The sequence below is a fragment of the Arthrobacter sp. Ms25 genome (genome assembly GCF_059090365.1).
Window position 1 is genome coordinate 359,357 of the sequence record NZ_JBNHFP010000004.1, and the last position, 16,664, is coordinate 376,020.

At 67.7% G+C, this 16,664-nt stretch carries 13 protein-coding genes and 1 pseudogene; 3 read left to right on the forward strand and 11 right to left on the reverse strand.

What is annotated here, in order from left to right; genetic code table 11:
* Positions 1–38 precede the first annotated feature (38 nt).
* The 7 genes and pseudogenes from AC5RT8_RS13265 to AC5RT8_RS13295 form a co-directional block, all read right to left on the reverse strand.
* Entirely contained in the window at positions 39–848 is an 810-nt protein-coding gene (locus tag AC5RT8_RS13265) for an ABC transporter permease subunit (protein ID WP_494096166.1), read from the reverse strand.
* On the reverse strand, positions 845–1,306 hold the full coding sequence (locus AC5RT8_RS13270; RefSeq protein ID WP_494096167.1) for a hypothetical protein: 462 nt from the start codon (positions 1,304–1,306) through the stop codon (positions 845–847). The genes AC5RT8_RS13265 and AC5RT8_RS13270 overlap by 4 nt, the downstream gene beginning before the upstream one ends.
* Positions 1,249–1,818, reverse strand: coding sequence for an ABC transporter ATP-binding protein (locus AC5RT8_RS13275; protein ID WP_494096168.1), 570 nt, complete (start codon positions 1,816–1,818; stop codon positions 1,249–1,251). Before AC5RT8_RS13275 ends, AC5RT8_RS13270 begins: the two co-directional genes overlap by 58 nt.
* Positions 1,819–1,952: 134 nt before the next feature.
* A complete protein-coding gene (locus AC5RT8_RS13280) occupies positions 1,953–2,792 on the reverse strand; it encodes a MetQ/NlpA family ABC transporter substrate-binding protein (RefSeq protein ID WP_494096169.1) in 840 nt (279 codons plus the stop codon).
* Positions 2,793–3,032: 240 nt separating this feature from the next.
* Positions 3,033–3,710, reverse strand: a pseudogene (locus AC5RT8_RS13285) (methionine ABC transporter permease); the annotation flags it as partial.
* Positions 3,707–4,687, reverse strand: a complete 981-nt coding sequence (locus AC5RT8_RS13290) for a methionine ABC transporter ATP-binding protein (RefSeq protein WP_494096170.1) — start codon at positions 4,685–4,687, stop codon at positions 3,707–3,709. The pseudogene AC5RT8_RS13285 and the gene AC5RT8_RS13290, both read right to left, overlap by 4 nt.
* A gap of 259 nt (positions 4,688–4,946) precedes the next feature.
* Positions 4,947–5,669: a 3'-5' exonuclease gene (locus AC5RT8_RS13295; protein ID WP_494096171.1), complete on the reverse strand. Its 723-nt coding sequence runs from the start codon at positions 5,667–5,669 to the stop codon at positions 4,947–4,949.
* 75 nt (positions 5,670–5,744) lie between these two features.
* Between AC5RT8_RS13295 and AC5RT8_RS13300 the strand changes: the two genes are divergently transcribed.
* From AC5RT8_RS13300 to AC5RT8_RS13310, 3 genes are read left to right on the forward strand one after another with little or no spacing between them, the layout of a single operon-like run.
* Complete coding sequence (locus tag AC5RT8_RS13300; RefSeq protein ID WP_494096172.1) at positions 5,745–6,206, forward strand: MGMT family protein; 462 nt, start codon at positions 5,745–5,747, stop codon at positions 6,204–6,206.
* Complete coding sequence (locus AC5RT8_RS13305; protein ID WP_494096173.1) at positions 6,203–9,484, forward strand: ATP-dependent helicase; 3,282 nt, start codon at positions 6,203–6,205, stop codon at positions 9,482–9,484. Before AC5RT8_RS13300 ends, AC5RT8_RS13305 begins: the two co-directional genes overlap by 4 nt.
* Positions 9,481–12,993, forward strand: coding sequence for an ATP-dependent helicase (locus AC5RT8_RS13310; protein ID WP_494096174.1), 3,513 nt, complete (start codon positions 9,481–9,483; stop codon positions 12,991–12,993). The genes AC5RT8_RS13305 and AC5RT8_RS13310 overlap by 4 nt, the downstream gene beginning before the upstream one ends.
* A gap of 42 nt (positions 12,994–13,035) precedes the next feature.
* Here AC5RT8_RS13310 and AC5RT8_RS13315 read toward each other — a convergent pair whose 3' ends face one another.
* The 4 genes from AC5RT8_RS13315 to AC5RT8_RS13330 form a co-directional block, all read right to left on the reverse strand.
* The gene (locus AC5RT8_RS13315; RefSeq protein WP_494096175.1) at positions 13,036–13,725 is read right to left on the reverse strand and encodes a hypothetical protein; all 690 of its coding nucleotides are present in this window, start codon (positions 13,723–13,725) and stop codon (positions 13,036–13,038) included.
* A complete protein-coding gene (locus tag AC5RT8_RS13320; protein ID WP_494096176.1) occupies positions 13,722–14,660 on the reverse strand; it encodes an ABC transporter ATP-binding protein in 939 nt (312 codons plus the stop codon). Before AC5RT8_RS13320 ends, AC5RT8_RS13315 begins: the two co-directional genes overlap by 4 nt.
* Entirely contained in the window at positions 14,657–15,037 is a 381-nt protein-coding gene (locus tag AC5RT8_RS13325; protein WP_494096177.1) for a GntR family transcriptional regulator, read from the reverse strand. Before AC5RT8_RS13325 ends, AC5RT8_RS13320 begins: the two co-directional genes overlap by 4 nt.
* Before the next feature lie 169 nt (positions 15,038–15,206).
* Positions 15,207–16,559 (reverse strand): phosphotransferase, encoded by a 1,353-nt coding sequence (locus AC5RT8_RS13330; RefSeq protein ID WP_494096178.1) that lies wholly within the window; start codon positions 16,557–16,559, stop codon positions 15,207–15,209.
* Between the last annotated feature and the right edge of the window lie 105 nt (positions 16,560–16,664).

Consider the following 16,664-nt stretch of genomic DNA (forward strand, 5'->3'; position numbering starts at 1 on the left):
CCCGAACGGGACCCGGCCGCTGCTGCATTTGGGGGTCCTCAGCCCAGGATGTCGCGGCGGCGGAGGGAAAAGAGCGCAACGAACGTAAAGACCAGGCCCGTCCCGGCCAGCAGGGCCAGGCCGGTCCAGTCCGCTCCCTGCACCAGGGGCGTGTGCCGGTAGGCCCAGGAGTAGGGCGAGATGTTCCGCAGCCAGCCCAGATCAGCGTCCTGGTTAGCCAGGGCGTTAAGCACGAACCCGTACGCGGCCACTGCCGCACCGGCACCCAGGGCGGCGGTACGCCGCCCGGTCAGCGCGCCTGCAGCCAGGCTGGCGGCACCGGTAAGGAAGCCCAGGCCCAGCCATGCTGCCTCCTCAGCGGCTACGTTTCCCGGGTCCAGACCCAGGCGGGACGGGCCATTGAGCAGCAGGATCAGGAACCCCGTAAAGACCGCGAGCCAGAGCAGCCGGGCGAATAGCCCCAGGGCAGATTCCAGGACGTACTGCCCCCGGCCCACCCCGCGGGACAGGACCATCTCCAGGCGGCCGGATTCCTCGGCGCCGCCGATGGCCGCCGAACCCCAGGAAACGGCCGCCACCGTCATGAACACGAAACCGAGCAGGCCGAAAAAGGTGGCCTGGACATAGCCGGGACCGGAAGCGATGTCGGCATAGCCCAGTTCGGGCGGCAGGCCGTTGATCAGGCTGCGCATGTTTTCACTGCTCATCGACCGGTACAGCGGAAGGTAGAGGAACAGTGCGGCGGCGAGTACCAGGCTCCACCCCGCGGTGGAGCGCCAGCTGTCCACCACGGCCCGGCGGAAGACCGGTGCCGGACGGGGATGGATAACGGCGGCCGCGGCGGTCATTGCAGTACTCCCTGTCCGACGGCGGCACGGGTGCCGCCGGCCCGGCCGCCCGGCGTTTCCGGTGCCTTGTGCGGGGCGCTGTACAGGCTCAGCACGGATTCCTCCAGGTCGGGTTCCTCCGCGATGAGGTCCGCGACGGAATAGGCTGCCAGCACCTTCACGAACGGATTGATGGCGCCTTCGACGGTGCCGTCCAGGTGCACGGTTCCGGACTGCGCGGCCACGGAGCCACGAAAACCGGTGCGTTCCAGCTCACCCTGCAGCCGGGCAGGGTCGGCACCGGTGACGGAAGCCTGGATTCTGCGGATGCGGTTGATCCGCAGGGAGGCGACATCCCCTTCCGCTACGACCCGGCCCTGCGACAGGACGGCCACCATGTCCGCTGCCTGCTGGATTTCGCTCAGGACGTGGGAGCTGAGCAGGACTGTCCGCCCTTCATCCCGGGCCTCGCGCACCATCGCCAGGAATTCGCGCTGGACCAGCGGTCCAGGCCGCTGGTCGGCTCATCGAGGATCAGCAGTTCAGGCTCATGCATAAACGCCAGGATCAGTCCGAGCTTCTGCCGGTTTCCCTTGGAGAGGCTCCTGGCCGGGCGGGACAGGTCAACGGCCAGCCGTTCGGCGAGGGACATGATCCGTGCTTTGGGCACCGGCGCGCCGATATCGGCGAAGTGCTGCAGCAGCGTGGTTCCGCGGGTCCGGTCGCCAAGCCGCAGGTCGCCCGGCACATAGCCGATGCGGCGGCGCAGCTCCGGCCCGCCGTCCCGCGGCGTGCTCCCAAGGACCACCGCGGAGCCGGACGTCGGGCGGATAATGTCCAGCAGCATCCGCAGGGTGGTGGTCTTTCCGGAGCCGTTGGGCCCGATCAGCCCGTAGACGGTTCCCGTTTCGACCGTCAGGTCCAACGACTGGACAGCCGATACGGAACCGTACCGTTTCGTGAGTTTTTGGGTGTGGACTGCTGCAGTCATCTTCCCGGCCCCTTCCTGACCGTACCGCTTCCCGACCGCAGAATGGTACCGCTCCGGAGAGGGGGCGGACCCGGTCCGGGATGATAAAAAACAAGCCCCGCACCTGCGAAGGTGCGGGGCTTGTTCCGTTCCGGCTAGAACGCAGCGGTCACATCGCCGTTGGGCCAGGTCTCTTCAATGAAGGCCTTGGTCTCGGGGGAGTGCAGCAGCTCCTCCAGCTTGTCGATCCGGGCGTCCTTGTTGCCGGTCTTCCAGACCAGGAAGTTGGCGTACGGGTTGTCCTCGACGGATTCCACGACCAAAGCGTCGTCGGTGCTCAGCCCGGCTTCGAGGATGTAGTTGCCGTTGATGATGGCCAGGTCAACCGTCGGGTCGCTGAGGTCGTTGACCAGCAGTTCAGGCTGGTTCTCCTGGAAGTCCAGGTTCTTCGGGTTCTGTTCGTCCGTGAGGGTGAGGACCGAGGAATCGTCGGCGATGTCCTTCACGAGGCCTTCGCCTTCGAGCATCTTCAGGGCACGGGCCTGGTTCGACGGGTCGTTGGTGACCATCACCCGTGCGCCGTCCTGGATGGAGGAGACGTCGTCGTGCTTTTCGGAGAACGCGGCGTAGGGCTCCACGTGGATGCCGGCACCGTGCTCGAAGTCGTAGCCCTGGGACTCCATCTGGGACTCCAAGTACGGCAGGTGCTGGTAGTAGTTAACGTCGCTGTCGCCGTCGTTCAGGGAAATGTTCGGCGTGACATAGTCGTCGAACTCCTGGATCTCGAGCGTCAGACCGGCGTCCTCGGCGAGGTTGTCGCGGACGAACTCGAGGATCCGGGCGTGCGGGGTGGGGCTCGCGCCCACGGTCAGGGTTACCGGGGCTGCGGGGTCAAGGCTCTCCACGGCGCTGGGGGTGGAATCGGATCCACCACAAGCCGTCAGCGCCAGAGCCGTGGCCACACCGGTGGCAACGAGGGTAAGTGCTTTACGCATCGAATGCGTTCCTTTCGGGTAACCCGAGGCGGAACTCCGCTGGTCGGGTGGGGTGCAGCTAGCGGCTACTGGCTGCAGGTCCGGCGGGGGGCAGGCCCCGGCGCCGGAAAACTGGAGTTAGACCGTGGCATCGTCCCGTTCGGCGGGGCGGGCGGACGGCGCGGCGGAGGGTCCGGCTGCAGCGGCGGTCTCCGCGGCTGCCGCGGCCGGGCGGCGCCGGCGGCCGCTGCCGGCGGCGGACCGGTGGTCGACGCGGCGGGACGCGAAGTCGCCCACGAGCTGGATGATCTGCACCAGTGCCACAATGATCACGATCGTGACCACCATGACCTGGGTGTCAAAGCGCTGCACGCCGTAGTTGTAGGCCAGCCGGCCCAGGCCGCCGCCGCCGATGATGCCGGCCATGGCGGAGTAGCCCACCAGGGTGACCAGCGTGGTGGTCAGCGCGGCCACCAGGCCGGGCATGGCTTCGCGCAGCAGGACCTTGGTGACCACCTGCATCTTGGTGGAGCCCATCACCAGCGCGGCGTCGATCTTGCCGCCGGAAACGTCCCGGAGCGCGTTTTCGACCAGGCGGGCGAAGAACGGGATGGTCGCGATGCTCAGGGACACCGAGGCGGCCACCGGGCCGATGGACGTCCCGGTGATGATCCGGGCCAGCGGGATCAGGGTGACGGCCAGGATGGCGAAGGGCACCGACCGGGTGATGTTGACGATGATGTCGCTGACAATCCGGTTGGTCACGCGCAGCGGGCGCAGCCCGCCGGGTGCACTGGTGTGCAGGAAGATTCCCAGCGGGAGGCCGATCAGCAGGGTGAAGAAGCCGGAAATGCCGACCATCTGGAGGGTTTCCACCACGGCCTCGGGAAGGGCCTTGGTGATCCCGGGGTTGTCGAAGAGTCCGGTCAGGAAATTCATGCTGCCACCTCCACGGTGACGCCCTGGAGGGCGAGGTATTCATGGACGGCGGTCATGTCGGTGTGCGTGTCCAACTGGATGCGCAGCCGTCCGAAGCGGGTGCCGGCCAGCAGTTCGACACTGCCGGCGAGGACGTTGACGTCGGTGTTGAACCGGCGGGTGAGGGCGGAAAGCACCGGGTCGGACGTGGTCTGGCCGGTGAACAGCAGTTCCAGGACCGGTCCGCCGGGCGACGGCGGCGTGGCGGGCAGCGGGATCAGCTGTTTGGCCAGCCGGCCGCGCAGGTCCGAGGCCACCTCGCGCAGGGGACCGTGTTCCACCACCCGTCCGGCTTCCAGCAGGGACACCGAATCGCAGATCCGCTTCACCACGTTCATCTCATGCGTGATGATCAGGACGGTCAGGTCCAGGCGGCGGGTGAGATCGGAGATCAGGTCCAGGATGTCGTCCGTGGTGCCGGGGTCCAGGGCCGAGGTGGGTTCATCGCACAGCAGCACGTCGGGGTCCGTTGCCAGTGCCCGGGCGATGCCCACGCGCTGCTTCTGTCCGCCGGAAAGCTGGGCCGGGTAGGCTCCGGCGCTGCCCTCGAGGCCCACGAGGGCCAGCAGTTCCTTCACCCGGGCCTCGATGACGCTCTTCTTGGTACCGACCAGTTCCAGCGGATGCGCAATGTTGGCAGCCGCAGTTCGCGAGTCCATGAGGTTCGCGTGCTGGAACACCATGCCGATCCGGCGCCGGGCGGCACGGATTTCAGAGTCCTTGACGGCGGTGAGTTCACGGCCGTCGATGGTGACCGAGCCCGACGTCGGCCGGTCCAGCAGGGTCAGGCAGCGGACCAGGGTGGACTTTCCGGCACCGGAGTGGCCGATGATTCCGTGGATGGACCCCTTGGGCACGCTGAGGCTGACGCCGTCCAGTGCAGTGACCGTGCGGTCGCCCTGCCGGTAGACCTTGCGAAGGTCGGTAACTGTGATCATTCGTCCTCGTCATATGCGTTGAATGGCCGGACCGGGGCATGGGAAACGGGGCACGGTTCAGTGCCGTGCCGGGACGCCGGCCGTACGGAGGGTGCCTGCCAATCTCGTGGCGCGAGACGTCACGCGCGTTCACTGCGCGCGGGTACGCCTGGGGCGCCATCAGCGCCAAACACAGTTACCAGTATCGCATGGCGGCCGCGGCGCCCCGGCCAAAGTGACAGCCTGTGAAGGAGGAACGCGGCCGGAGCCCGGGAAGGCCTCAGGCAGGATCCAGGACGGATCCGGGCTGGCGGTCCGGCGCGGCACGGAACGGCCAGCTGCCGTCAATGACGGCCTCCGGGTCCCGGCGCCGGAGGTATTCCTGGAAGCTGGCGGCCTGGGCGGCGGCCCAGCTGACCTGGGAGTCGTGCAGGGTACGGGCATCGCACTGCAGTTCGGGATACTTTTCCGCCATGACTGCTGCCACGTCCAGGGTGGCCGCGACGTCGGCGGCCGACGTGTGCGCGTTCTCGAAGCCGACGCCGTAATGCTCGGCCATGGCGGTAAGGGTGCGCTTGCCGCGGCGGTACCGGTCCACCTGCTTATCCAGGATGTACGGATCGATCACGGGTACCGGGTGGGGAACCGCCAGGCCGAAGCGCTCGCATTCGCGGGCCAGCACCGTGAAGTCATAGCAGGCGTTGAACGCCAGGACGGGAATGCCTGCGGCGAACATGCCGGCCAGGACCTCGGCCACCTCGGCAGTGACGGCGGCCGGATCCCCTCCTTCTGCCTGGGCGCGTTCATTGCTGATGCCGTGGATGGCTGCCGCCTCGTCGGGGATCGGGATTTCCGGGCAGGCCAGCCATTCATGGTGCTGCAGGGTTTCGCCCCGGCCGTTGACCAGGATGATGGATGCGGTGACGATCCGAGCGGTCTGCGGATCCCGTCCCGTGGTTTCCAGATCAAAGGCCGCCCGGGGAAGTTGATGCCAGCTGTTCATGCAACAAACCTATCCGCGGGCGGTGACAATCCCGGGATTGGCGGGCGGGCCCGCGGCGTCGGTACCCTGCTGGATATGCGCAGGGACTACGCCGACGCGGTACTGGCTGTGGCCGATCTCATACCTTCCGGACGCGTGCTCGCTTACGGCGACATTGCCGAACTGCTCGACGCCGGCGGTCCGCGCCAGGTGGGTGCGGTGCTGTCCGCCCGCGGCTCCGAGGTGTGCTGGTGGCGGGTCCTGCGGTCCTCGGGGCAGCCTCCCCGCTGCCACGAGGGGCAGGCCTGGAAACACTACCGCCTCGAGGGCACGCCGGTGCGCGGGACGGCGGACGACGACGGCGCAGGCTACCGGGTGCTGATGGAAGCGGCGCGGTGGCAGCCCGACGAGGCGGACTGGTGCCGTCTGGACAGCCTGCGCGATGAGTTGCGGGACTCCCTGCGGCAGGCCCGTAATCCGCCGGGGCCACGGAACGGCAACCGCGTGCCGGGGCCGATATCAGGAATGTCAGAGGGACATGATGAAGTGGAACCATGAGCGTTGAACTCCAACTCGTAGGACCGGCCGCCGGCGCCTCGTCCGCGCCCCGGCTCAGCCCGGACCAGCAGGCCGTGGTGGACCTGCCCACGGGCAGCGGTCCCGTCCTCGTCCTCGGAGCTCCCGGAACCGGCAAGTCGACCGTCCTGGTGGAAGCCGCCGTCGCGCGCATTGAACGCGACGGTCTGGATCCGTCCCACCTGCTGATGCTGGCCCCTTCGCGGCTGGCCGCCGCGGGCCTGCGTGACGCGCTCTCGGCACGGCTGCAGGGAACCCTCAGCACCGCGCCCGCCCGCACTTGGGCCTCCTACGCCTTCGACCTCATCCGGCGCGCCAAGACCGAAGGCCGCCTGCCCTACCTCACGCGGGCACCCAAATTGCTCTCCGGCGCCGAACAGGACGTCATCATCAAGGAGCTGCTGGCCGGGCACGGCCAGCAGGGGGTGCCGGAACTGCCCTGGCCGGACAGCCTGGGCCTGGCCCTGGGCACCCGCGGCTTCCGGCAGGAAATCCGCCAGCTCTTCGACCGCGTCATTGAATACGGCATCTCCGCCGAGGAACTGCGGGACCTGGGACAGCGGCACGGCCGCCCGGACTGGGCGGCCGCAGCAGATCTCTACGCCGAATACCGGGACGTCCTGGACCTGCGCATGCCCGAGTCCTTCGACCCGGCAGGCATCATCACCTCGGCACTGAACATCCTGCACTCGGATCCGGAGTTCCTGGCCGCCGAACGGGAACGCCAGCAACTGGTGCTGGTGGACGACCTGCAGGAAGCCAACCCGGCCATCCACAGCCTGTACGCACTGCTGGCCGGCACCGGGGACTCCATCGCCGCCGCCTGCCCCGACACCGTGGTGCAGGGCTTCCGCGGAGCCCGCCCGGACCTGGTGGGCCGGCTGGGCGGGCATTTTGACGGCCGCTTCCAGACCCGCGTCCTGACCACCTCGCATCGGCTGTCCGGTTCGCTGGCCGGAGCCTGGACCCGGACGGCCTCACGGATTTCCGTGGTCGCCTCGCTCCCGTCCTACCGCACGGCCGTGGCCGATGCCCGGTTCATCGGACGGGCCCCGGCAGACGGTACGGCACCGGAGACGGACCCCGAGGCCCCCGACGCTCCGGAGGCAGCGGGCACGGCCGAGGCCCACGTTGTGGACACCCCCATGCATGAGCAGCGGTATGTGGCCCAGCGGATCCTGGAAGCCCAGCTGCTTCAGGGCCGTTCGCTCGAGGATATTGCAGTCATCGTCCGGACCGGCGCGCAGCTGGCTTCCCTCCAGCGATACCTCACCGGGCAGGGGATCGAGGTCAAGGTCCCCGTCGCCGAGCGGGCGGTCCGCGATGAAGCCGCGGTCCGCCCCCTGCTGGACGCGTTCGCCGTCGTGCTGGACCCGGCCCTGCTGACTCCCGAGCTGGCCGTGTCCCTGCTGACCTCCCGCATCGGCGGCGCGAGCACGCTGGAACTGCGCCGGCTGCGGCAGGCACTGCGACGGGAAGAGCTCAGTGCCGGCGGCGGACGCACCAGTGACGCACTGCTGGTGGAATCGCTGCTGGATCCCGAGTCGGAGTCCGGGAGGGCGCTGGCTGGCCTGAGCTGGGACGCGCGCCCGGCCGCCCAGCGCATCTCCGCCATGCTCGCCGCCGGCCGGGCCGCTGCCCGGGAGCCCGGTGCCACGGCGGAGACGGTCCTGTGGGCCCTGTGGTCGGTCTCCGGCTGGTCCAAGCGGTGGGCGGAGACGGCCCTCGCCGGCGGTCCGGGTGCCTCCCGCGCGGACCGGGACCTGGACGCGATCATGGCCCTTTTCCAGACCGCCGAACGGTACGTCGATCAGCTGCCCGGCTCCACCCCGGCGCAGTTCCTGGACTACCTGACCAGTTCCGAACTGCCCATGGATACCCTGGCCGCGCGTGCCCAGCGCCGCGAGGCAGTGGAGCTGCTCACCCCGGCCAGCGCCGCCGGCCGCGAGTGGCCGATGGTCATCGTTGCCGGCATCCAGCAGGATGTGTGGCCCAACCTGCGCCTGCGCGGTGAGCTGCTGGGCAGCGGCGAGCTGGTCGCGGCAGTGGAGCACGGGGACAATTTCCGGGCCCACCGCAGCCCGTTGACCTTGATGCAGTCCATCCGTTTCGACGAGCTGCGCAGCTTCTCCACGGCCATCTCCCGGGCCCGCGAAGTGCTGATCTGCACGGCTGTTTCCTCCGAAGACGAACAGCCCTCGGCCTTCCTGGACCTGGTGGATCCGCTGGAGCCCGGGGCGGAAAAACGCCAGCGAACCGAGGTGCTGCGTCCGCACACACTGCGCTCGCTGGTGGCGGAACTGCGGCGTTATGCCCAGCAGCCGGGGGAAGACCCCGAGCTGGCTGCCGAAGCCGTCCACCACCTGGGCACCATGGTGAACCATCCGGTTCCGGTCCCGGGAGCCCACCCGGCACAGTGGTGGGGGCTTGCTCCGCTGTCCACCACCGCTCCCATCCTGCCCCCGGATGCGCGGATCCCGGTGTCGCCCTCCAAGGTCGACGCCGTGCTGAAGTCGCCCCTGAGCTGGTTCGTCTCCGCTGCGGGCGGGGAGCAGGCCACTGACTTCGCCCGGTCGCTGGGCACGCTGGTGCATGCCATTGCGCAGGACATGCCCGACGCCGCCGGCAGCGAGTACGTGCAGGAACTGCAGAAACGCTGGCCGTCCCTGGGCATGAAGGACAACTGGGAGGGGCAGATGGACTACCAGCGGGCCGAAACCATGGTCCGCAAGCTGGCCGAATACGTCATCACCATGCGCCGCAGCGGCCGGTCCCTCGTGGCGGTCGAAAAGGACTTCGAGGTGGAGCTGCCGGTGGAAATCGACGGCGCCGTCCGCACCGCCCTGCTGCGCGGACAGATCGACCGGCTGGAAATCGACGCGGACGGCCGGCTGTTCATCGTGGACTTGAAGACCGGCAAGTCCGCACCGAAGAAGGATGACCTGCAGGGACATCCGCAGCTCGCCGCCTACCAGGAGGCCGTGCGTGAAGGCGCACTGCCGGACGCCAAGCCAATACCCGGCGGAGCCGCCCTGGTGCAGCTGGGCACCACGAATAAGGGTGTTTCCGTCCAGGAACAGCCAGCGCTGGATCCCGGGGACACCACGGCGCGGGACATGGTCCGCGACGCGGCCGCCCTGATGTCTGCCGCGTTCTTCGAGACGGTCCACGACCCGGGCCGCAGCGGTTTCGGCGGCAACGGCTGCCGGCTGCCCGAAATCTGTCCCATTTGTGCTGAAGGAAAGCAGGTCACCGAGTGAGTGCGCCCGTCACGGTACCGGGGGAGCTGCCCGAACCGGCGCCCGTCCCGAAGTACTCCGCCCGGGAACTGGCGGAACTGCTGCACACCGATCCCCATACTCCGGTGCAGTACCCCACCGATGACCAGGCCGGGATCATCGAAGGTCCCCTCGAACCCCTGCTGGTCATTGCCGGTGCCGGGTCGGGTAAGACCAAGACCATGGCGGACCGGGTGGTCTGGCTGGTGGCCAACGAACTGGTCCGGCCGGAACAGATCCTCGGGGTCACCTTCACCCGGAAGGCAGCCGGGGAACTGGCCTCCCGCATCCGCGCGCGGCTGAATCTCCTGTACTCCCAGCTCGACGCCGGACCCGGCGGAACGGCGGACGCGGACACCGCCGTCGGCGGGGAACGGATGGAACCGAGTGTTTCCACCTACCATTCCTACGCCAACGGGATCGTCAACGACTACGGCCTGCGCATCGGCGTCGAACGCGATTCCGTGATGCTCGGCGGCGCGCAGTCCTGGCAGCTGGCCAACGAAGTGGTGGAGGCCTATTCCGGGGACTACGAACACTTCACCGCAGCGAAATCCACTCTGGTCGGGGCGGTGCTGCAGATGGCCGGCGAGTGCTCCGAGCACCTGCGGACCCCCGCCGAAGTACGCGCCGAGCTCGAAACCCAGGTGGCCGCCGTCTCGGCGCTGCCGTACCAGTTCGGCAAACCGAAGGAACCCACCCAGGCCGCGCGGAAGCTGATCAACCGGCTGCGGACGCGCATCTCCGTGACCGAACTGGTGGAAGCCTACCGGCAGGCCAAGGCCGAGCGCCGGCAGCTGGACTTCGGCGACCTCGTGGAACTGGCTGCCCGGATTGCCGCCACCATCCCCGAAGCCGTGGAAATGGAACGCGCCAAGTACAAGGTGGTGCTCCTGGACGAGTTCCAGGACACCTCCCACGCCCAAATGGTGCTCTTTTCCAACCTGTTCGGCGACGGCCGCTCCGTTACCGCCGTGGGTGACCCGCACCAGTCCATCTACGGATTCCGGGGGGCCTCGGCGGGCCAGCTGGGCACGTTCCGGGAGAAATTCCCGCTCTTCACCGACACCGGCCGGGAGCTGGCGCCGCTGGCCAACCTGTCCGTGGCCTGGCGGAATTCCACCTCCGTCCTGGCAGCGGCCAACACCGTCTCAAGGCCGCTGAACGGGGCGGCCCCGTGGCTCAAGCACCAGCGCCTGCCGCACGTGCCCGCCCTGCAGGCCAAACCCCAGGCCCCCGTGGGCGAGGTGTACCTGGGCCGGTACCTGTGCGACGTCTCGGTGGAAGCCGGCAAAGGCACCCCGGAACGGATCCTCGGGGAAGCCGAGGCCGTCGCCGAGCAGATCGCCTTCCACCGGAGCCGCGCTTTCGAACGCGATGAGCGTAACCAGCCCGTGCGGCCCACCGTGGCCGTCCTGTGCCGGGGGCGCAAGCAGTTCGAAGCCATCCGCAAGGAACTGGAGCTGCGCGGAATTCCGGTCCAGATTGTCGGGCTGGGCGGACTGCTGTCCACCCCGGAAGTGGTGGACCTGCTTGCCGTCCTGCGTGTCCTCGGTGACCCCGGGCGTTCCGATTCGATGCTGCGGATCCTGGCAGGAGCACGCTGGCGGATTGGGCCGGCGGACCTCATGGCGCTTGCGGACTGGTCCCGGCACCTGGTCCGTGTCCGTGAACGGGCCGTCCGGGTTGCCGACGCAGCTGATATCCACGGCCCGGACGAAGGCCCGGACCTGGTGGTGGAGGCGGACCTGGTGGAGGCAGGCAGCCTCGTGGAGGCCGTGGACTCCCTGCCGCGTCCCGGCTGGGTGTCCAACGCAGGCCGGTCCCTCTCCGAGGAAGGCCTGCGGCGCCTGACCCAGCTGCGGAACGAGCTGCGGGACCTGCGCGGTTTCGTCGGGGAGGACCTGACCACCCTGATCGGGGAAGTGGAACGCCGGATCCTGCTCGACATCGAGGTTGCCGCCAAACCCGGCGTCACCCTGCATGAGTCCCGGCGGAACCTGGACGCCTTTATCGACGCCGCAGCCACCTTCAGCTCGTCGGCCGAACGGGTGGATCTGGCCGCATTCCTCGCCTGGCTGGAAGCTGCCAATGCCGAGGAAAACGGGCTGCCGGTGACACCCCTGGAGCCGAGCCGGGAAGCCGTCCAGCTCCTGACGGTCCACGCCTCCAAAGGCCTGGAATGGGACATCGTGGCGGTGCCGGGCCTGAACGAAGCCTCCTTCCCGAGCGACAAGGATTCCCGCTGGAGCAGCGGAGACGCCGCCATCCCGTGGACCCTTCGCGGCGACAGCCTGGATCTGCCGCAATGGGACTGGGAACAAGTGGATCAGAAGTCCTGGCTGGAGAGTGAAAAACTCTTCAGTGAAGATGCCAAGGGCCACGCGGAACGCGAGGAACGCCGGCTCGCGTATGTGGCGTTTACCCGGGCGAAGTCCGTGCTGGTCTGCACCTCCTCCGCCTGGGGCGGGGGACGGTCCAAGCCGCTGGCAGTGTCGCGCTACCTGCAGGACCTCTACGACCTGGAGCAGTCGGGGGCTTCGGGCTACCGGCTCCTGCACTGGGTGCTGCCCGAAGACGAGGGAACCGAGAACCCGGCCAACGCCGAAGCGGAGCGGGCACTCTGGCCGGTCGATCCGCTCGGACCGCGCCGGCAGGCCATGGAGGCTGCAGCGGAAGCCGTGCTGGAATCGGCCGGCAGCCGGGCGGCCAAGGCCCGGACCCAGGGAGGAACCGGGGAGGATGCGCCGGATCCGGAACGCGAGGACCTGGGCCCTGCCCCGGACACGGAGACGGACCCGGCATCCGGGCGCTGGAGCCGTGAAACGGAACTGGTGCTGGCCCGGCACCGTCCGCCGAACGAAGTGGTGCAGGTGGAACTGCCCGCCCACATTTCGGCGTCCATGCTGGTGGATCTGAAGGACAACCCGGCGGAAGTCACCCGGCAGCTCCGCCGACCCGTGCCGCGGCAGCCGGGCATGGCCGCCCGCAAGGGCACCGCCTTCCACGCCTGGGTCGAGGAATTCTTCGGGTCCAGCGGCATGCTGGACATCGATGAATACCCCGGGGCCGCGGACGCCTATGTGGATGAGGCCTATCAGCTGGAGGACATGATTGCCACGTTCGAGGCCTCTGACTGGGCCCAGCGGACGCCGGCCTTCATCGAGGTGCCGGTGGAAACAAAGGTGGACACCGTCGTCGTCCGTGGCCGCATTGACGCCGTGTTCCAGGACGCGGACGGCACCTGGGACCTTATCGACTGGAAGACGGGCGCCCCGCCGTCCTCGCAGAAGCTGGATGTGCGGTCCGTGCAGCTCGCCGTCTACCGGCTGGCATGGGCCCGGCTCAAAGGGGTGCCGCTGGAGCAGGTGCGGGCTGCCTTCTATTACGTGGCGGCCGACAAACTGGTCCGGCCGTTCAACCTGGCCGGCGAAGACGAACTCGAGGAGATCATCCGGGAGGCAGCAAAAACCCCGTCCGCCGGCTACTGATGCGGTGGACGGGGTTCGGCTGGCTGAACCGGCCGGGGAAGATCAGGGAACGGCACGCCGCAGGGTGGCGTAGGACGTGAGGGCAAGCAGCGCGCCGGCGGCAAGCACCCAGCCGGCCAGCGACAGCGGCGTGAGCTCCACCAGCCACGCGCCGACGGAGGGCCAGGCATCCCGCCAGGTGATCATTGCGATGACCCCCAGGAGTACCGCGCCGATACCTACCAGTGCCGCCGTCAGCCCGACCGTGCGCCACCGCTTGTAAATGGTCGAACTCCAGAAGCCCAGCAGGAACAGCAGGATGGTGACGGAGAAGTAGAAGAGAATCTGGGTGTACCAGGCTCCCTCGGCAATCCACGGGATGGCGAAGATGGCGCCCTTCATGCCCCAGCCGTCGGTCGCCTGTTCCACCAGGCCCAGCACCCAATAGAGGACCGCGAGGGCCAGGGCGACCAAGGAGAACAACCCGATGGTGCCGATGTAGAAAGCACGCCGGCTGACGCTGAGGGCCTGCGAGAAGGGGAAGAGCAGGGTCATGGCCTGGATTCCCAGGGCGAAGAAGTACCACATGACGGCCTGCCCGGAACCCGAAATGATGTTCGAGGCGTCACCTGGGATCAGGGCGAAGATTGCCAGTGATACCAGCGTGGAGAAGACCAGGATGATCAGCGGAATCCACAGGTAGATCCATTTATTGGTCAGTTGCATTCTCGCGACGGCTATTGCACGGTTCATCGGAACGCCTCCAGGCCCTCTGTTGCTGCAGCACCGGACGGCTTCTTTACGCCGTCAGTATGCAGCGTCTTGCGGACAATGAATTGCTGCAGGGATACAGGTGCCACCTGCAGCCCAAGCTCGGCGGCTTCCCGTCGCCCGGCGTCGTCCAGCCGGTACTCCACAGTGACCGAGGCCAGGGACCCCAGGGATTCGCGGTGCAGCACCGGATAGCCGGCGACGAAGGCCTCGACGACGTCCGCAGCGCCGGTGACGGTGATGGCACTGCCCCTGATGTTCTCTGCGTCGTCATCCAGGACAATCCTGCCGTTATCAATCACGATCACATGCTCCAGGAGAAGGGCGACCTCGTCGATCAGATGCGAGGAAAGCACGATGGTGCGCGGATGCTCTGCAAAGTCTTCGACCAGCCGGTCATAGAAAATCTGCCGCGCCACGGCGTCGAGCCCCAGGTAGGGCTCGTCAAAGAAGGTTATTTCCGCCCGCGATGCCAGTCCGAGAACCACTCCGACGGCGGAAAGCTGGCCGCGGGAAAGCTTCTTCAACCGCCGATTGACCGGGAGATGGAATTCCTCCGCCAGCGAGGCCGCGAAGCCGGCATCCCAGTTCGGATAGAGGAGTCCGGCCGAGGCGAAGGCGTTGGCAGCGGTGAAATCATCCGGGTACTTCTGCGATTCGCGGACAAAGCACATCCGGCTCAGCACCCGGTCATTCTCGAAGGGGTGTTCCCCGAAGACCCGCACCTCCCCGGAAGACTCAAAGCCCTGGGCCGTGAGGATGGACATCAGGGTTGTCTTGCCTGCCCCGTTGCGTCCGAGCAGCCCGTAAATGCGGCCGCCGGCGATGTCCAGGGTCACGTTGTCGAGCGCTAGCTGGTCCCGGTAACGGCGCGTGAGGTTCCGGGTTTCTATCACGTTCGTGGTGCCGGCAGTCATGGCGCCATGCTCCCTTCGGTGTCGACGGTGCTGCGCTGAATCAATCCGGCGAGCTGGGTGCCGTCAATACCCAGCTTCCGTGCTTCGATTGTCAGCGGACGGACGTACTGCTCGTAGAACTGTTCCCGCCTCTTCTTGAGGACGGCTTCCCTGGCCCCGGGTGCCACGAACATGCCGATGCCCCTGCGCTTATAGAGGATTCCCTCATCTACGAGGACGTTGATGCCCTTGGCCGCCGTTGCCGGGTTGATCCGGTAGAAGGCTGCGAACTCATTGGTGGAAGGCACCTGGCTTTCCTCCTTGAGGGTTTCGTCAAGGATGTCGCCTTCGACGCGTTCGGCGATCTGCTGGAAGATCGGCCTGCTGTCATCTATCAAAGGGGCTCCTATGGCTTTCCCCGGGGGCCGGGGTTCCGGTTCGCTACTTCCTTGGTTAATTACTGATGTAACTAACCTAAGGGGGAATGGGGGGTCGGCGCAATAGCTGCCAAAAGAAAAGTGCCCCGCCGATAAAATCGGCGGGGCACTGGAGTGTGCCGGAGGGCGGCTACTTGTCCGGGACCGGAGCCAGCGGGAGGGCGGTCGTCGCGGTATCCGGCTGACTCTTGTCGGGTTGTCCGTCGTCGCCGTCCGCGGTTCCGGAAGCACTGTCCCTGTCAGGTTCAGTGCCGGTTTCCGGATGGTTCCCGGCGTCAGCCTCCGGGTCCGCGGCTTCGGCTTCACCCGGTTCGGTTCCTGTTTTCCCGCCGGGTTCATCGGTGCCGGTTGCCGTGGAGGTGCCGGTATCGGCTTCCTTGTCCGGCTCTGCATCGGTACCGGCCACACTGGCGCCGTCGGTGTCCGGGGCGGAGTCGTCGTTTGCGCCCGCCGCGGGCGCCTTGTCCGGAGCGATCGGCACAACGGTAACCTTGGCGGCAGTGGCGCCGGCCGGCTCGGCTGCGGAAGCGGCCGTAACCCTGGCCTCGGCGGCGCGCGCCAGGCCTTCACTCCGGTCGGATGCCTCCTGTGCCCGGACATCCTCCTCGAGGGTGGCGAGCATCTCCACGGCTTCGTCCACCATGGTGGAGTTCCCGGCGGCAACACCGCGGACGAGCCACTGCGCGAGGGCGAATTCCGCGGACAGTGCTGCGCGGCGGATCAGGTGCGGGTCTTCGGGATCCTTGCTGGCGGCCAGGTAGGCACCGTGCACGGTCTCGGTGAAGCGGGGATCGTTGGCGGCGATCAGCCAGGCAAAATCATCCGCAGGGTCACCGACCCGGAGATCGGTCCAGCCGGTGACCGCGCTGACCCGTTCGCCGGTGAGGAGAATGTTGTCTTCGTGCAGGTCGCCGTGGACCACGGTGGGCTTGAACCGCCAGAGCGAAACGTCCTCGAGCGCGTGTTCCCAGCGCCGCAGCAGGACGGAGGGGATCTTGCCGGTGGTGGCTGCCTGGTCCAGTTCGTTCAGGCGCCGCTGACGGAACTCGTTCGCGCTGTAGCTGGGCAGGTCCGCGGAAGTCACCAGTTCGCGGGGGATGGCGTGGATCGCGGCCATCGCCCGTCCGATCTCCGCAGCCACGGAACTTCCGGCAGTCACCAGCGCGTCAATGCTGCGGGTGGCGCCGGGCAGGTGCGAGTAGACAAAGGTGCACAGGTCGCCCTGGCGGACCGTGCCTGCCACATACGGGAGGGCGAACGGCAGTTCGGCCCGGACCGCAGGCACGAAAGTGCGCAGGACCAGCAGCTCTGTCTCCAGGCGCATGCTGGCCTCGAGGTGTTTGGGGGACCGGACGCGCCACCTGCGGCCAGCGTCGTCAATCAGCAGCGCCGCGTCAAAATCCGCGGCGTCGTCCGGGGAACCGGCAACGCCGGTAGGGGTCAGCCCTGGGACGGCAGCGCTGGCCATTGCAGCCAATTCCATGGGGGTCCTTTTCACATCTTCAACCGTATGGGCTGATGTGCTCCGAATAACCATTGCCGGGCGGCGAGTCGCCTAAACCGTGAGGAAAACCTCAGGCCGGACGCG